The following is a 16532-nucleotide window of genomic DNA, read 5'->3' on the forward strand; positions in this document are numbered from 1 at the left end:
GCGGGGGGCTCGCTCAGGGGGCTACCCATGCGTAGCGGTGTTCGGGGCGGCCTGTGTCGCCGTACTTGAGGGTGAGCCGGAGGCGGCCTGCCTGTTCCAGGTGGCGGAGGTAGCGCTGGGCGGTGGAGCGGCTCAGGCCTGTTTCGGCGGCCACCTCGTGTGCCGAGAGCGGATGGCCGGCGCGGTGGAGCACGCCGCAGATGAGGTCCGTGGTCGGTTCCGAGTGGCCGCTCGGAAGGTCGGGGGAGGAGGGGGCGGGCGGGGTGTGCAGGGCGCCGAAGATCCGGTCGACCTGCTCCTGGCCGGTGTGATTCCGGTCGCCGACATGGTCGACAGTGCGGCGCAGGGCGGCGTACGACTCAAGGCGGGTGCGCAGCGCGGTGAAGGTGAACGGCTTGACGAGGTAGTGGACCGCGCCCAGCCGCATCGCGGTCTGCACGGTCACCACGTCGCTTGCACCCGTGATCATGATGACGTCGGTGCAGTGGCCCTGTTCACGCATGCGGTGGACGAGTTCGAGGCCCGTCTGGTCGGGCAGGTAATGGTCGAGCAGGACCAGGTCGATGGTGCCGCTCTGCACGGCGGACAGAGCCTGGGCGGCGTTGTGCGCACGGGCGGCGACTCTGAAGCCGGCGACCTTTCCTACGTACTTGGCGTTGATCTCTGCGACACGGAAGTCGTCGTCCACTACCAGGACGTCAATCATCGGGCCTCTCCCTCAAGGCCGACGAGCGTTAAGCCCGTGTGTTGAACCGGTGGTTCGGCTCCGCTGTTGCAGCGCGCGCAGAACGAGCACAACAGACTCTTGCAAGTGGGGGAACAACTTGCGCCCAGAAGACCGATGTTGTGGCATGCGCCACATCCACGGTCCCCCGGCAAGGGCGCAGACATGGTCCCCTCCCATGAGTCGGCCACCGGCCAGGCCATCGAACTACGGGGCGCGGGCAAAATCTTCAGAACCCCGTCGGGCGGCCAGCATACGGCCGGGCCGGGGGCTGGATCTCAAACGCCCGCACCGACTTGAGCAGGGCCTTCGGCACGGAGTTCGTGGCGAAGGCAGCCCGCCAGCCGACGCGGACCGCCGGTTGGGTCCGCCCGCTTCTCAGGTGCGGGTCGCCCATACGTAACGGTGTTCGGGGCGGCCCGCGTCACCGTACTTGAGGGTCAGCCTGGCCCGTCCCGTGCGCTCCAGGAGCTTCAGATAGCGCTGGGCGGTCTGACGGCTCACCCCCGTCCGTTCGGCGACCTCCTGGGCCGACAGGGGGCCTTCGGCGTTGACCAGGGCGCGGCGTACGAGCTCCGCGGTGGTCGGGGAGTGCCCCTTGGGCAGCTCCGGTTCGGGCCCTGAGGACAGGGCGCCGAAGATCCGGTCCACCTCGGCCTGTTCGGCCTCGCCGCCGCTGTCGAGGGTGCGTCGGAGCTCCGCGTAGGCCTCCAGTTTGGAGCGCAGGCCCGCGAAGGCGAACGGTTTCACCAGGTACTGCAGCGCCCCCTGCCGCATCGCCGCCTGCACGGTGGAGACGTCCCGGGCCGCCGTCACCATGATCACGTCGGTCTCGTGACCGCGCCGGCGCATCTCCTGGACGACCGAGAGGCCCGTGCCGTCGGGCAGGTAGTGGTCCATGAGGACGAGGTCGAGATGCGGCAGCGCCTCCAGCTGCAGCAGTGCCTCGGCCGCGCTGTGCGCCTCTCCCGCGACGTGGAAGCCGGGCACCTTCTCCACGTAGGCGGCGTTGACGCGCGCCACCCGGATGTCGTCGTCCACGACCAGGACCTCGATCATCCCGACTCCTCCTCGGCGGGGGCGGCAGTCCCGGTGACGGCTGCCTCCAGGGACGGTTCCGTGAACGGCACGCGCGCGTGCTCCGGTTCCGGGACGGGACGGCGCCGCGGATCCGGCGCCAGGTCCGGCTCCGCGAGAGCTTCCGGCAGTACGACCATGAACTCCGCACCGCCGCCCTCGGCCTCGGTCACGCGCGCGCTGCCACCTTGCCGCTCCGCGAGCCGGTGTACCAGGGACAGCCCGATACCGCGCTTGCCGTGCGCCGGGAGCTTCTTCGTGGACCACCCTTCCGTGAAGACCAACTCGCGCTGTTCCGGCGGGATTCCGGGCCCCGTGTCCCGCACCCTGAGGACCGCGGTGCGGCCCTCCGCGTGCAACTCGACCTCCACGCGCGCGTGCGGCGTGCCGGCGACGGCGTCCAGCGCGTTGTCGACGAGGTTGCCGACAACGGTGACCAGTCCCCTGGGGTCGATCAGCCGGTCCGGGAGCAGCGTCCGGTCCGAGACCCACAGGGCGACACCGCGCTCCGCCGCCACGGTCGCCTTGCCCACGAGCAGAGCGGCGAGCAGCGGATCGCGGATCTTCTCGGCGACCTGTTCCGCGGTGGCCCGCTGATCGCCGACCACCTCGCCGACGAACTCCATGGCGTCGTCGTACATCTCCAGTTCGAGCAGCCCCAAGAGGGTGTGCATGCGGTTGGCGTGCTCGTGGTCCTGGGCGCGCAGGGCGTCGAGCAGACCGTGCGTGGAGTCGAGTTCGCGGCCGAGCTGCTCCAGCTCGGTGCGGTCGCGCAGGGTGGCCACGGCGCCCCCGTCGTCGGTGGGCATGCGGTTGGCGACCAGGACACGCTGGCCGCGCACGGTGAGCAGATCGGTTCCGGTTACGCGGCCGGCCAGGACGTCGGTCGTCCGTCCGTCGCCGAGTGCCTCGTCCAGGGAACGGCCGACGGCCTCCTCACCGATGCCCAGCAGGCGCTGTGCCTCGTCGTTGAGGAGCCGGATACGGCCCGCCCGGTCCAGGGCGACGACACCCTCCCGGATGCCGTGCAGCACGGCCTCGCGCTCCGCGAGCAGCGCCGCGATGTCCGAGAAGGCCAGGTCCCGGGTCTGCCGCTGCACCCTCCGGGAGATCAGCCAGGCGGCCAGGGTGCCGACGGCCATGGCTCCGCCGGCGTATGCGAACAGCCCCGGGATCGCGTGGATCAGCCGGGCCCGCACGCTGTCGTACTCGATACCGACCGAGACCGCCCCGACGATCTTGCCGCCGGTGTCGCGCAGCGGTACCTTGCCGCGGGCCGAGCGGCCCAGGGTGCCGCTGTCGATCTCCATGACGTCCTGGCCCGCCAGGGCCTGGTGGGGATCGGTGGAGACGATCCGACCGATCTCCTTCGGATCGGTGTGTGACCAGCGCACACCCCGCATGTCCATCACCACGACGTACTCGGCCCCGCTGGCCTTCCGGATCCGCTCCGTCTCGATCTGCACCGGACCGTCGACCGACGGCCGGCTCTCCTGCAGATCCTCGGCGATCTGCGGCTGCGCCGCGGTGGTCTGTGCGATGGCCAGCGCCCGGCGCATCGCCTGGTCGTCCAGCTGATCACTGAGCGGCGCGAGGAACAGCCCGGTCGCGAGCACCGCGACGCCCGCGGCGATCGCCACCTGCATCAGCAGCACCTGCGAGAACATCCGCCGCGGCAGGCCGAGGCGCAGGCGGCGTACGGGGGGAGTGGGGCTCATACCCATGACGGTACGGGGACGAGCGGGCCCTGCCGTAGTGGGGTGTGACGTGGATCCCTTGATCAATGGGTGTACGGGGTGCTCGACAGGTGGATTCGGGCTGTACGGGGTGCCGGGCGCCGGCCATCGGGCGACCCCTCTGTACGGAGTACAGGTCAGGGGCTTTCCGCCGCCGCGAAGTCAACACGTCGGAGTCGTGTACTCCCACTCGCGCAGCGCCACCACGTCCATCCGCGCGGGCGAACCCAGCGCCGATCCGCAGCTCTCCGGGCGGGGCGGCAGACAGGCGCCCTGGGTCACCGTGACGCTCCACCGGCGCCCGTCCGTGTGGGCGACGGTGACCTCCCATTGCGGTGCCGAGCCGTCCGTCCGGACGACGCTCAGCGCGTCTGTCGCGTACTCGCCAGCTGCCGAGCGGACGGCCAGTTCCGCGGCCTGTGCAGGCCGCTCCCAGGCGGAACAGCCGCGGCAGCCCTCCACGACGACACGGCCTTCGCGCACGCTCTGGAGGATCTCCTTGACGTGCGGGGCCTGGGCGCGGCCGTACGCGTATCCGTACGGCAGGACCAGCAGCGTCGGTGAGAAGCGGTGGCCGCCGAGGTGCGTGACCTCCCAGGCGCCCTCGACCCCGGAAGCGGCGAGTTCGGCGGCGAGCGGGCGGCCGAGCAGCGCGCAGCAGCGGTCGCGTTTGCCGTTGGTGCAGACGAGCGCGAGGGGATCGCCGGTGTGGGGCCGCCCGTGGAGCGCGGTGTCGAAGGTGTGCGGGGCGCCCCTGCCGAGCGCGGCGAAGTCGAGGTTGAGCAACTGTTCGGGGGCGCGGGTCGTGGCGCTGTGCAGCCAGACGTTTCCGGGGGTGGTGTGGGCCGCGTAGACCTGCCGTACCGCGGGCGTTCCGAAGTCCGCGTGGCGGCCGGGGCGGCGGATCAGCGCGATCCGTACGCCGGTGCCCTCCGCGGCCTTCTCCAGGGCGCGGCCGAGTGCGGGGTCCAGGTGGCTCATGGTGAGCGCCTGGGCACCCCACGGGCCGGACTGCTCCAGCAGCAGCCACGTTCTCGCAGTCGCCGCGGTTCCCGCGATGGGCTCGTCGAGGTCCCGGGAGACGGTCGCGCACCTACTCACAGAGGTGAGCCTAACCTGACTTGCGGCGGTACGACTTCCGACCGCGCGGAACGAGTGGTTCCGGCTTGCCGGGCTACTCGGGGAGAGGCTGCGGCGGGGGCTCGCCCACGTACGTTCCGGACGGGCGCATCCGTAGCGGGCGCTCGCCGTACTCCTCCAGGGCGTGGGCGATCCAGCCCGCGGTACGGGCGACGGCGAAGATCGTCTCGCCTGCCGACGCCCCCATGCCGCAGGCGACGGTGAACACGGCCAGGGCCAGGTCCACGTTGGCGTGCAGTGGTGTGTGACGGGCGGCGGTGGTCACGACGTCGCGGGCAGCGGCGAGGGCGGGCGCGGCCTGGGGCATCTCCTCAAGGAGTGCGAAGAGAGCACGCGCGCGTGGATCCTCGCCGGGGTAGACCCGGTGGCCGAGCCCGGGGACGCGGCGGCCCGCGCGCAGCTCGTCCGCGACCACGGGTGCCGCGTCGCCCTCGTCGAGCACGTCGCTGAGCATCCTGTGCGCCAGGCCGCTGGCAGCGCCGTGCAGGGGGCCTTCGAGGACGCCGAGGCCGGCGGAGACGGCGGCGTAGGGGTGCGTGCGGGCGGACGCGGCGACGCGTACGGCGAGGGTCGAGGCGGCCAGGTCGTGGTCGACGAGGAGGCCGAGTGCCGTGTCCAGGGCGCGCAGTGACGCCTCGTCGGCGATCCGGGTGCTGAGCCGGGCCCAGAGGCGGTGGGCCAGCGGGCCCTCGTCGCGGTGACTGGACGAGCGTGTCGGCAGGGCGGCGACGAGGGTGGGGATGAGGGTGCGCGCCGTGCCCAGGACGGCGTCCTCGGAGAGGTCGAAGCGGAGTGGATCGGCCGCCGCGGCGGCGACCGCGGCGACGCGGAGCCGGTCGATCGGCCCGCCGTGCTCCGGCAGCGCGTTGACGCAGCGGCGGGCGGCGGCGACGGAGGCCTTGGGCGCGGTGAAGGTGGCCCCGGGGCGCAGGGTGCCGGTCCACAGAAACTCGGCCACCTCCTCGTAGGAGTGCCGCGTGGCCAGCTCGGTGGCGTCGACGCCCCGGAAGTAGTACCGGTCCTTGTCGATCAGAGTGAGTCGGGTCCGCACGGACAGCTCACCACCGGAACCCGAACTCCCACCGTATTCCCGCTTGTTGCGGCGGGCGAGTGCCTCCACCTCCTTGGCGTCGAAGGTGCTGCCTCGGCCACCGGGATCGCGCCGGCTGCTGAGCTGACCGCGGCTCACGTACGCGTACACGGTCTCGGGCTTCACGCCGAGCAGCTCGGCGGTCTCCTTGGTGCTCAGTCGTCGGCCGGTGTGGTCGGGGCCGGGTTCTTGATCGCGCATGGTGGTCACCGTATCCGCATGGACTGCATATTGATTCAATCAATATTGACACGATTTAAGTCAATCATGGACAGTCAAATCAAGTTCAGGGAGGACACATGCCGATCGACCGGGCCGCTGCAGCCGCAACCACCGTTGTCGACGTACCGCGAGGACTCGCGGGCGTCGTCGTCACCGACACCCGAATTGGTGACGTCAGGGGACGCGAGGGCTTTTACCACTACCGCCAGTACTCCGCCGTCGAACTCGCGCAGACCCGCGGGTTCGAGGACGTCTGGCATCTCCTGGTCCACGGAGACCTGCCGGACGCGGGCCGTCTCGCCCTCTTCACCGCCGAGACCGCGGCGCTGCGGCGGCTGCCCGAGGAGGTACGGGTGGCGCTGCCCGCGATCGCGGCGGCGAGCGGCCGGTCCGGACCGCTGGCCGGGATGCGTACGGCGCTGTCGCTGCTCGGAGCGGCGAAGGGCTTCCGTCCGGTGTACGACATCGACGCGGAGCAGCGGCGTGGGGACGCGCTGGTCGCCTCGGCGGCCGTACCGACCGTGCTGACGGCGCTGTATCGGCTCGGCCGGGGGCTCGACCCGGTGGAGCCGCGGGACGATCTCCCGTATGCGGCCAACTACCTGTACATGCTGACGGGGTCGGAGCCGGACCCGCTGCGCGCCAGGGCGATCGAGCAGTACTTGATCTCAACCATTGATCACGGATTCAATGCATCAACATTCACGGCCCGAGTCATCGCGTCGACTGGGGCGGACGTGGCGGCCGGCTTGGTGGGAGCGGTGGGCGCCCTGTCGGGTCCCCTTCACGGCGGCGCCCCGAGCCGAGCGCTGGACACCCTGGACGCGATCGGTACGGCGGACCGTATCGACACCTGGATCCGTGAGCGCGTTCTCGCAGGCGACCGCATCATGGGCTTCGGTCACCCGGTCTACCGCACCGAGGATCCCCGCTCCCGCATGCTCCGGGGCATCGCCGAGCAGTTCGGCGGCCCACTGGTCGACCTGGCGGTCGAGGTCGAGCGACGAGTGGAGGCGATCCTGGCCGAACTGAAGCCGGGCCGCGAGCTGCACACGAACGTCGAGTTCTACGCGGGGGTGGTCATGGAGCTGTGCGGTCTGCCGCGCGAGATGTTCACGCCGACGTTCGCGGCGGCGCGGGTGGTGGGCTGGAGCGCCAACATCCTGGAGCAGGCGGAGGATTCGAAGATCATTCGTCCGGTGGCCCGATATATGGGGCCCGGGGCGCCGGCGGCGGTGCCGACGATGGTCTGACACACGTGTGGCCTGGTGCCGTTCTGGCGCCAGGCCTCATCGGGGTCGATCGAACAGGGACGGGGTGCCGGGCTGCTCGTCGTCTAGTGCCCTGATCGCTCGACGGTGAAGTGAGGCAGGGCGAGTGACGGACGCGTCTCGGGTGAACGCGTGCTCGTGCGGTGATATCAGGCGTCGGGGATGTCCGCCTTGGCGCGGATCAAGGTCTCCCGGCTCACGACGACGATGCGTTCGTAGTCGGCACGAGCGGCGTCTGCGGGCAGTTCGCCGTCCAGCGCCTCGGTGGCCTCGGTGCCGATGACGGCGAAGTTGCCGTCACTTAGTTCGAACACGTCCGGGCAGGTGGCTCCTGAGTTACTGCCTCGGGCGCTCGGGGGCACACCGATGCGGCGCACGATCTTCAAGGAATTCGGTCCTTACGAAACAAAAGGTCTGGGCATAGTGGTGGGCAGCAGGCTACTGGTGCTCATGGGGCTTGCGTGGCGGCATGGTCGAAGAGTCCCTCAGTCGTGGTCCTTGTCTCTGAAGGGTTGACTGGCTCAGGGCTGTCCCCTAAATGATCTTTAACGTGGTCGTGGTGCGGTCGGCTGCCGCCGGAACCTGCCGTCTGTCCGGCGAGGTTGAGGTGGTGCGGGCGGGTGATGTCGAGGATGGCGTGGTGGACCCCGTCCCACTTGAGGCGGCAATCGTGGAGGATCTTCCAGGTCTTCATGCGGCCGAAGACGTGCTCGACGCGGGCGCGGACTTGTTTGCGTAAGCGGTTGTCCTGCCGGGCAAGGGCTCGCCGACCACGACGACCAGGCGAGTGTCCGCGTCGATGACGACTTGGTGGTTGGTGGAGTAACGGTAGTTCTTCGAAAATACCGAAGAGCGGGGCGAGCTGGCGCAACGTCAGGATCGTTCGCCGGTACGTGGGTTCCCATAGCACCCGGTCCTCCGGCGCCCCCACGGGCGGCCCCGCCGCACGGGATCCGTACCCCCACGGCGTAGCGAGGTCACCAACTTCCCGAAACCGCGCGGCCTTGGCGCGGTGAACGGGGTTATCCAGGAGGGCTCCGACGCCGTGATCACACCAGCCCCCGGAAGATCATCTCCTGGCAAGGTCAGCAAGGGGCGGACATCAGTCGACCAGAAGCTCGTCAAGGCGCTGAACGGACCTCCGGGTGCTCATCTCGTCAGCTATTGCCACCAGTCGAGCGTGGTACTGGCGAGTGATGGGCAGGGCGTCCTCATAGATCCACGAGCACATGGTGTCGAACGCCAATGCCTCCTCACCGTGCGAGAGCAGATGGCGCACATCTGTGATGACAGCCTCCGACGTGAGAGGCGAGTCCTCGAGGAGTGCAGTCACCCGCGCTCGATACGACAGACTCACGAACTGCCCCCGGACCAGTACTGAGCGGATCTATGACCCAAACACCCTTTCGTCGGCGCAGGCAGCCGTCAGTCGGTCGGCGGGACGCCCACCACCCACCACTCGTCCGTGTCCGCATCGTCCAGATCCATGACGAGGCTGTCGACCATCTGCCCGATCCGGGCCTCGTCGGAGGATTCGTTCAAGGATGCGCGCTGGGCCTTGGACGCATCCCAGTATTCGCGGAACAGCGGGCTTTGGAAGAACTCCCGCAGATGCCTGTACAACTCCTCACGATCCAGAATCCCTGCCCGGTAGAGGTGATAGAGGTGGACATACCAGGCGTTGGCGTAGAAGAACTGGCGACGCTTCTCCACCGGGATGCTCTTGTCATAGGTATCGATCACCGCGGCGAGGGACGGATCGTCGATCGCCCTGGCCAGCAACTCCCACTGCATGCGCTGCTGGTGCGCCAGAGCCGTACGCCGGATCGCCAACTCCTCGAGCTCCAGGCGCCGCTCATGCAAACGTGCCTCCTCCAGGCGCCGCTGTCGTGCTGCCAGCGTCACCGAGGCGGCGGCGAGCAGGAGGGTGAGCGCGGTGGAGCCCAGCCTCCCCACGGAGTGCTTCCCTGTAGCCATGTCAACCCCCGAATCAGGCGGCCGTCCGCCGGTCGTCGGAGTGCGGGTCGACGGTGGGGGACCAGCGAGCGATGGGCGGCGCTTGCCGCCTCCAGAGTGCCGAGCGGCGCTGATCGGCGGGGGAGGCGGAGAGGAGGCGCACGGAAGGAAGCGAGGGTCGCACACTCCGGCGCCATGCCCAACGTGTGCCCCGCAGAAGCTGCTAACAATCGTTTACTCAGCGGCGATTCTTCCGGCTCGTATCCTGGGGCAGCATTCATTCTTCGTACGTGCGCGCGGCCGTGAGCCGGTGTGCGCGTCGGCGTGAGAGAGGTCGCAGAGTTGAGTCAGCCGAGTCCGAGTCCCACCCCTCGGCAGATCCCTGTCATCGTCCTCGCCGGCTTTCTCGGCTCGGGCAAGACCACCCTCCTCAACCATCTCCTCCACCGCAGCGGTGGCAGCCGTATCGGCGCCGTCGTCAACGACTTCGGGGCCATCGAGATCGACGCCATGGCCGTCGCGGGGGCGCTGGGGGACTCCACCGTCTCGCTGGGGAACGGGTGCCTGTGCTGCGCTGTTGATGCGAGCGAACTTGATGTCTATCTTGATCGACTCGCTCAACCCTCGACCGGGATCGACGTCATCGTCATCGAGGCCAGTGGGCTCGCCGAGCCGCAGGAACTCATGCGGATGGTGCTCGCCAGTGAGAATCCCCGGGTTGTGTACGGAGGGCTCGTCGAGGTTGTCGACGCCGTCGAGTTCGACGACACGCGGGTCAAGCATCCTGAGGTCGACCGGCATCTGGCCCTCGCCGATCTCGTCGTCGTCAACAAGGTCGGCCGGGTCGCCGACGGCGGTGAGCGGGTTCTGGGGATCGTCCGCGGGCTGGTCGACCGTGCCGCTGTCGTCGCCGCCGACTACGGGCGCGTCGACCCCGAGTTCCTCTTCGACTGCCGGCCGACCCAGGAGCGTATCGGGCAGCTGTCCTTCGACGACCTGCACGATCACGGGGAGGGCGACCGCTCCGGGCATCTGCACGCCGCCTACGACAGTCTCTCCTTCACTTCTTCGACGCCTCTCCATCCGCGCAGGCTGATGGAGTTCCTCGACAGCCGGCCCGAAGGGCTCTACCGCATCAAGGGGTACGTCGACTTCGGCCCGCACGACCGGGGCAACCGGTACGCCGTGCATGCCGTCGGGCGGTTCCTGCGGTTCTGTCCCGAGCCCTGGGCCGACGGCGAGGACCGGCTCAGCCGACTCGTCCTGATCGGGTCCGGCATCGATCTGCCCGCCCTCGGCAAGGCGCTGGAGGCCTGCACGGACGACGCCCCACACGCCGATGAGCACAGCATGTGGGGCGTCCTGAGATACGTACCGGAACGGAATCCGGACGGCTCCGAAGGGGTGAACTGACCTACGCCGGGCCCGTCACCACGCCCACCGTCTTCGGCAGGGACACGCCCGAGCCGTCGCGGCGCGGGTCCATCTCCGGGAGTTCCGCCGGTGTGCCGTTCTTCTGGGACGCACGCGCCGGTACCGGGCCCGCCCAGGCCAGGGACAGACAGTCCTCGCCCTTCAGGAACCGCTGACAGCGGACACCGCCGGTGGCGCGGCCCTTGCGCGGATACTGGTCGAACGGGGTCAGCTTCGCCGTCGTCTGCACGGAGTCGTCCAGCGTGCCCCGCGAGCCCGCGACCGTGAAGACGACCGCGTCCACCGCCGGGTCCACCGCCGTGAACGAGATCACCTTGGCGCCGTCCACGAGCTTGATGCCGGCCATACCGCCGGCCGGGCGGCCCTGGGGACGGACATGGGCGGCCTGGAAGCGCAGCAGCTGGGCATCGTCCGTGATGAAGACCAGGTCCTCCTCGCCGGTGCGCAGCTCGACGGCGCCGACGATCCGGTCGCCGTCCTTGAGCGTGATGACCTCCAGCTCCTCCTTGTTGGAGGGATAGTCGGGGACCACCCGTTTGACGACGCCCTGTTCCGTGCCGAGCGCGAGGCCCGGGGACGACTCGTCGAGCGTCGTCAGGCAGACCACCGTCTCGCCGTCCTCCAGAGAGAGGAACTCCGACAGCGGGGCGCCGCCCGAGAGGTTGGGCGCCGCCATCGTGTCGGGGAGCTGGGGGAGGTCGATGACGTTGATACGCAGCAGACGGCCGGACGATGTCACCGCGCCCACCTCGCCGCGCGCAGTCGCCGGGACCGCCGAGACGATCAGATCGTGCTTCGCGCGCCTGGCGTCCTCGTCCTCCGGGAACGGCTCGCCGTTCGCCGTACGCGCCAGCAGGCCCGTCGAGGACAGCAGGACCCGGCACGGGTCGTCGGCCACCTGGAGCGGGACCGCGCCGACGGGTGCGGCGCCGGCCGACTCCAGCAGGACCGTACGCCGCTCGGTGCCGAACTTTTTGGCCACCGCGGCCAGTTCGGTCGAGACCAGCTTGCGGAGCTCCGCGTCCGACTCCAGGATCCGGGTCAGCTCCGCGATCTCCGCGGCCAGCCGGTCCTTCTCGGACTCCAGCTCGATGCGGTCGAACCGGGTCAGCCGGCGCAGCGGGGTGTCCAGGATGTACTGCGTCTGGATCTCCGAGAGGGAGAAACGCTCCATCAGGCGTTCCTTCGCCTGCGCGGAGTTGTCGCTGGAGCGGATCAGCCGGATGACCTCGTCGATGTCCACCAGCGCGGTGAGCAGGCCCTCGACCAGGTGCAACCGGTCGCGGCGCTTGCTGCGGCGGAACTCCGAGCGCCGGCGTACGACGTTGAAGCGGTGGTCGAGATAGACCTCAAGGAGTTCCTTGAGGCCCAGGGTGAGGGGCTGGCCGTCCACCAGTGCCACGTTGTTGATGCCGAAGGACTCCTCCATCGGCGTCAGCTTGTAGAGCTGTTCCAGGACGGCCTCCGGTACGAAGCCGTTCTTGATCTCGATGACGAGGCGCAGGCCGTGGCTGCGGTCGGTGAGGTCCTTGACGTCGGCGATGCCCTGGAGCTTCTTCGCGCCGACCAGGTCCTTGATCTTGGCGATCACCTTCTCCGGGCCGACGGTGAAGGGCAGTTCGGTGACGACCAGGCCCATGCGGCGCGCCGTCACGTTCTCCACCGACACCGTGGCGCGGATCTTGAACGTGCCGCGGCCGGACTCGTACGCGTCCCTGATCCCGGCGAGGCCCACGATCCGGCCGCCGGTGGGCAGGTCGGGACCGGGGATGTGCCGCATGAGGGTGTCGAGGTCCGCGTTCGGGAAGCGGATCAGGTGCCGGGCGGCCGAGATGACCTCGCCGAGGTTGTGCGGCGGCATGTTCGTGGCCATACCCACGGCGATGCCCGACGCGCCGTTCACCAGCAGGTTCGGGAAGGCGGCGGGCAGCGCCACCGGTTCCTGTTCCTGACCGTCGTAGTTGGGGGCGAAGTCGACCGTGTCCTCGTCGATGGACTCCGTCATCAGGGACGCCGCGTCGGCCATCCGGCTCTCGGTGTACCGCATGGCGGCCGGCGGGTCGTCGTTGCCGAGGGAACCGAAGTTGCCGTGACCGTCGACCAGCGGCACGCGCATGGAGAACGGCTGGGCCAGACGCACCAGTGCGTCGTAGATCGACGAGTCGCCGTGCGGGTGCAGCTTACCCATGACCTCGCCGACGACGCGGGCGCACTTCACATAGCCGCGGTCGGGGCGCAGGCCCATCTCGTTCATCTGGTAGACGATGCGCCGGTGTACGGGTTTGAGGCCGTCGCGGGCGTCGGGCAGGGCTCGGGAGTAGATGACCGAGTACGCGTACTCGAGGAAGGAGCCCTGCATCTCGTCGACGACGTCGATGTCGAGGATCCGCTCCTCGAAGTCATCGGGCGGCGGGGTCTTCGTGCTGCGGCGGGCCATCGCTGCCGGCTCCTTCTGTTTCCTGGTCGTTCGCCTGCGGGGCGTCTGCCCTGAGGCTCACTCTTGCCGAGACGTGAACGGGATCTGACGCGGACCATTGTGGACTGCCGCACTGACAACGTGGACCAAGGCCCGTCCCTGCGGCGGTGTTGGGCTGTGGACGACGGTGCTGAAACGTACCGCCTGCGGGCCGGGGAATCTCGCTGTCGGCGTACGACCTCCGGGAACTTCGCCAGCACTCCACACGCTTGCATACAGTGGCAGGACCGGCAGGAATTCAGCGGTTGCAACAACCGCACCCGCGATCGAAGGGACGTACATGCCCATGGGTCACACGGCCACAGCCGAGGCAGGCTCCGGCGGCCTGACAGCGACCGAGCACCGCCTCGCCAACGGGCTGCGCGTGGTGCTCTCCGAGGACCACCTCACCCCGGTCGCGGCGGTGTGCCTCTGGTACGACGTCGGGTCGCGCCACGAGGTCAAGGGCCGTACCGGCCTGGCTCACCTCTTCGAGCACCTGATGTTCCAGGGCTCGGGCCAGGTGAAGGGCAACGGCCACTTCGAACTGGTCCAGGGCGCGGGCGGCTCGCTCAACGGCACCACCAGCTTCGAACGCACCAACTACTTCGAGACCATGCCCACCCACCAGCTGGAGCTCGCCCTCTGGCTGGAGGCCGACCGCATGGGCTCGCTGCTCGCGGCCCTCGACGACGAGTCCATGGAGAACCAGCGGGACGTCGTCAAGAACGAGCGCAGGCAGCGTTACGACAACGTCCCCTACGGGACGGCGTTCGAGAAGCTGACCGCCCTCGCCTACCCGGAGGGCCACCCGTACCACCACACGCCGATCGGCTCGATGGCGGACCTGGACGCTGCGACCCTGGAGGACGCGCGAGCGTTCTTCCGTACGTACTACGCGCCCAACAACGCGGTCCTGTCGGTCGTCGGTGACATCGACCCCGAGGAGACGCTCGCCTGGGTCGAGAAGTACTTCGGATCGATCGCCGGGCACGACGGCAAGCCCGCGCCGCGCTCCGGCGCCCTCCCCGACGTCATCGGCGAGGAACTGCGCGAGGTCGTCGTGGAAGAGGTCCCCGCGCGCGCGTTGATGGCTGCCTACCGGCTTCCCGAGGACGGCACGCGTGCGTGCGACGCGGCAGACCTGGCGCTCACCGTCCTCGGCGGCGGCGAGTCCTCCCGCCTCTACAACCGGCTCGTACGGCGGGACCGTACGGCGGTGGCGGCCGGGTTCGGCCTGCTGCGGCTGGCCGGAGCGCCCTCCCTGGGGTGGCTGGACGTGAAGACCTCCGGCGACGTCGAGGTGCCGGTCATCGAGGCGGCCGTCGACGAGGAGCTCGCCCGGTTCGCCGCGGAGGGCCCCACGGACGAGGAAATGGAGCGCGCCCAGGCCCAGTTGGAGCGCGAGTGGCTGGACCGGCTCGGCACGGTCGCGGGCCGCGCCGACGAACTGTGCCGTTTCGCGGTGCTGTTCGGCGACCCGCAGCTCGCCCTGACCGCCGTACAACGCGTGCTCGACATCACGGCTGAGGAGGTCCAGCAGGCCGCCAAGGCCCGGCTGCGCCCCGACAACCGCGCGGTGCTCGTCTACGAGCCCCTGACCGCCGACACCGACGAGAACACTGCCACCGACACCGACGAGGAGGCTGGCAAGTGACCGGGCTCGCCACGATGGAGTTCCACCCCCAGCCGCAGGCGGGCGAAGCCAGGCCCTGGGCCTTCCCGGCGCCCGAGCGCGGCACGCTCGGCAACGGCCTGACCGTCCTGCGCTGCCACCGCCCCGGCCAGCAGGTCGTGGCCGTCGAGGTGCTCGTCGACGCCCCCCTGGAGGCCGAGCCGGCCGGTATCGACGGGGTGGCCACGATCATGGCCCGGGCCTTCTCCGAAGGCACCGACAAGCACTCCGCGGAGGAGTTCGCCGCCGAACTGGAGCGCTGCGGCGCCACCCTCGACGCGCACGCCGACCACCCCGGCGTGCGCCTCAGCCTCGAAGTCCCCGTGTCCCGGCTCCCCAAGGCGCTCGGTCTGCTGGCCGACGCCCTCAGGGCTCCCGCGTTCGCGGACAGCGAGGTCGAGCGACTGGTGCGCAACCGGCTCGACGAGATCCCGCACGAGATGGCCAACCCCTCCCGCCGTTCCGCCAAGGAGCTCTACAAGGAGCTGTTCCCGGCGGCCGCGCGCATGTCACGCCCGCGCCAGGGCACCGAGGAGACGGTCGCGAAGATCGACTCCGTGGCCGTACGCGCCTTCTACGACAGGCACGTCCGCCCCGCCACGGCCACCGCCGTGGTCGTCGGTGACCTCACCGGTATCGACCTGGACGCGCTGCTCGGGGAGACCCTGGGGGCCTGGACCGGCTCGACGGCCGAACCGCGGCCCGTGCCGCCGGTGACCGCCGACGACACCGGCCGGGTCGTCATCGTGGACCGCCCGGGCGCCGTGCAGACCCAGCTGCTCATCGGCCGCGTCGGCGCCGACCGGCACGACCGTGTCTGGGCCGCCCAGGTCCTCGGCACGTACTGCCTCGGCGGCACCCTCACCTCCCGCCTGGACCGCGTCCTGCGCGAGGAAAAGGGCTACACCTACGGTGTACGGGCGTTCGGCCAGGTACTGCGCTCGGCTCCGGACGGGTCGGGCGCCTCGATGCTCGCCATCAGCGGCTCTTTCGACACCCCGAACACCGGCCCTGCCCTGGACGACCTCTGGAAGGTGCTGCGCACGCTCGCCGCCGAGGGACTCACCGACGCGGAGCGCGATGTCGCGGTGCAGAACCTGGTGGGGGTGGCCCCGCTCAAGTACGAGACCGCGGCGGCCGTCGCGAGCACCCTGGCCGACCAGGTCGAGCAGCACCTGCCCGACGACTACCAGGCGACGCTGTACCGGCAGCTCGCCGCGACCGGCACCGTGGAGGCCACCGCGGCGGCCGTGAACGCCTTCCCGGTGGACCGGCTGGTGACGGTCCTCGTCGGGGACGCGGCGACGATCGAGGAGCCCGTCCGGGCCCTCGGTATCGGCGAAGTGAGCGTCGTATCCGCCGAGTAGCGGTACCGGCGTAAACGACAGGGGCCCGGTGACGGAAGCGTCACGGGGCCCCTCTTTGTCCATATTGATGAGCAAGTTGCCCGTATTGATGGAGAGGTTGATGGTCTGCACTGTGGCATGCGCGACAAAACCCGTGATCCGTTTGTCGATTGAAAGAGGTCCCGCTTAGCGTCTGTCCGTCTGTCCGTAAGGCACTGCGCCGCAGCCGCGGCACCGGGCAGTCATCGCCGAGTCCCCGTACGGCGCGAGCCAGGGGAGCCGGGGACCCACCTTGTGAAGTCCCTGGGGTGAATCGGACGCCCGCGCGTGCAGCGAGGGGGTCCGTAGGAGACCTTCCTGCTCCGAACCCGTCAGCTAACCCGGTAGGCGAGAAGGAAGGAAAGGA

Annotated in this window: 14 protein-coding genes and 1 riboswitch; of the genes, 4 read left to right on the forward strand and 10 right to left on the reverse strand. The window is 69.7% G+C overall.

Annotation, left to right across the window (positions count from 1 at the left end; genetic code table 11):
- Positions 1-13: 13 nt before the first annotated feature.
- The 5 genes from ACH4TV_RS36115 to ACH4TV_RS36135 form a co-directional block, all read right to left on the reverse strand.
- On the reverse strand, positions 14-706 hold the full coding sequence (locus ACH4TV_RS36115) for a response regulator (RefSeq protein WP_398405501.1): 693 nt from the start codon (positions 704-706) through the stop codon (positions 14-16).
- Positions 707-1102: 396 nt separating this feature from the next.
- A complete protein-coding gene (locus ACH4TV_RS36120) occupies positions 1103-1783 on the reverse strand; it encodes a response regulator (protein WP_398405502.1) in 681 nt (226 codons plus the stop codon).
- Positions 1780-3519, reverse strand: coding sequence for an ATP-binding protein (locus ACH4TV_RS36125; protein ID WP_398405503.1), 1740 nt, complete (start codon positions 3517-3519; stop codon positions 1780-1782). The genes ACH4TV_RS36120 and ACH4TV_RS36125 overlap by 4 nt, the downstream gene beginning before the upstream one ends.
- 180 nt (positions 3520-3699) lie before the next feature.
- Complete coding sequence (locus tag ACH4TV_RS36130) at positions 3700-4638, reverse strand: sucrase ferredoxin (protein ID WP_398405504.1); 939 nt, start codon at positions 4636-4638, stop codon at positions 3700-3702.
- A 73-nt stretch (positions 4639-4711) separates the two neighbouring features.
- Positions 4712-5968 carry a citrate synthase family protein gene (locus tag ACH4TV_RS36135; RefSeq protein ID WP_398405505.1) on the reverse strand — a complete coding sequence of 419 codons (1257 nt, stop codon included), beginning with the start codon at positions 5966-5968 and terminating at the stop codon, positions 4712-4714.
- 98 nt (positions 5969-6066) lie between these two features.
- Between ACH4TV_RS36135 and ACH4TV_RS36140 the strand changes: the two genes are divergently transcribed.
- Entirely contained in the window at positions 6067-7242 is a 1176-nt protein-coding gene (locus ACH4TV_RS36140) for a citrate synthase (protein WP_398405506.1), read from the forward strand.
- A gap of 167 nt (positions 7243-7409) precedes the next feature.
- Here the strand turns inward: ACH4TV_RS36140 and ACH4TV_RS36145 are convergent, their stop codons facing one another.
- From ACH4TV_RS36145 to ACH4TV_RS36160, 4 genes are all read right to left on the reverse strand, one after another.
- The gene (locus ACH4TV_RS36145; RefSeq protein WP_398405508.1) at positions 7410-7646 is read right to left on the reverse strand and encodes a hypothetical protein; all 237 of its coding nucleotides are present in this window, start codon (positions 7644-7646) and stop codon (positions 7410-7412) included.
- A gap of 62 nt (positions 7647-7708) precedes the next feature.
- Positions 7709-8191, reverse strand: coding sequence for a transposase (locus ACH4TV_RS36150; protein WP_398405509.1), 483 nt, complete (start codon positions 8189-8191; stop codon positions 7709-7711).
- A gap of 171 nt (positions 8192-8362) precedes the next feature.
- Positions 8363-8593 (reverse strand): MafI family immunity protein, encoded by a 231-nt coding sequence (locus ACH4TV_RS36155; protein ID WP_398405510.1) that lies wholly within the window; start codon positions 8591-8593, stop codon positions 8363-8365.
- A gap of 92 nt (positions 8594-8685) precedes the next feature.
- Entirely contained in the window at positions 8686-9216 is a 531-nt protein-coding gene (locus ACH4TV_RS36160; RefSeq protein ID WP_398405511.1) for a DUF6082 family protein, read from the reverse strand.
- 342 nt (positions 9217-9558) lie between these two features.
- Between ACH4TV_RS36160 and ACH4TV_RS36165 the strand changes: the two genes are divergently transcribed.
- A complete protein-coding gene (locus ACH4TV_RS36165) occupies positions 9559-10629 on the forward strand; it encodes a CobW family GTP-binding protein (protein WP_398405512.1) in 1071 nt (356 codons plus the stop codon).
- A gap of 1 nt (position 10630) precedes the next feature.
- Here the strand turns inward: ACH4TV_RS36165 and ACH4TV_RS36170 are convergent, their stop codons facing one another.
- Positions 10631-13087 carry a DNA topoisomerase (ATP-hydrolyzing) subunit A gene (locus tag ACH4TV_RS36170; protein ID WP_398405513.1) on the reverse strand — a complete coding sequence of 819 codons (2457 nt, stop codon included), beginning with the start codon at positions 13085-13087 and terminating at the stop codon, positions 10631-10633.
- A 319-nt stretch (positions 13088-13406) separates the two neighbouring features.
- Here ACH4TV_RS36170 and ACH4TV_RS36175 point away from each other — a divergent pair, with 319 nt between their 5' ends.
- On the forward strand, positions 13407-14762 hold the full coding sequence (locus tag ACH4TV_RS36175) for a M16 family metallopeptidase (protein ID WP_398405514.1): 1356 nt from the start codon (positions 13407-13409) through the stop codon (positions 14760-14762).
- Entirely contained in the window at positions 14759-16147 is a 1389-nt protein-coding gene (locus ACH4TV_RS36180) for a M16 family metallopeptidase (RefSeq protein WP_398405516.1), read from the forward strand. The genes ACH4TV_RS36175 and ACH4TV_RS36180 overlap by 4 nt, the downstream gene beginning before the upstream one ends.
- Positions 16148-16362: 215 nt before the next feature.
- A riboswitch (cyclic di-AMP (ydaO/yuaA leader) is annotated at positions 16363-16530 on the forward strand.
- Positions 16531-16532: the final 2 nt, after the last annotated feature.

The sequence above is a fragment of the Streptomyces sp. NPDC020898 genome, assembly GCF_044333925.1.
Classification (GTDB): Bacteria; Actinomycetota; Actinomycetes; order Streptomycetales; family Streptomycetaceae; genus Streptomyces.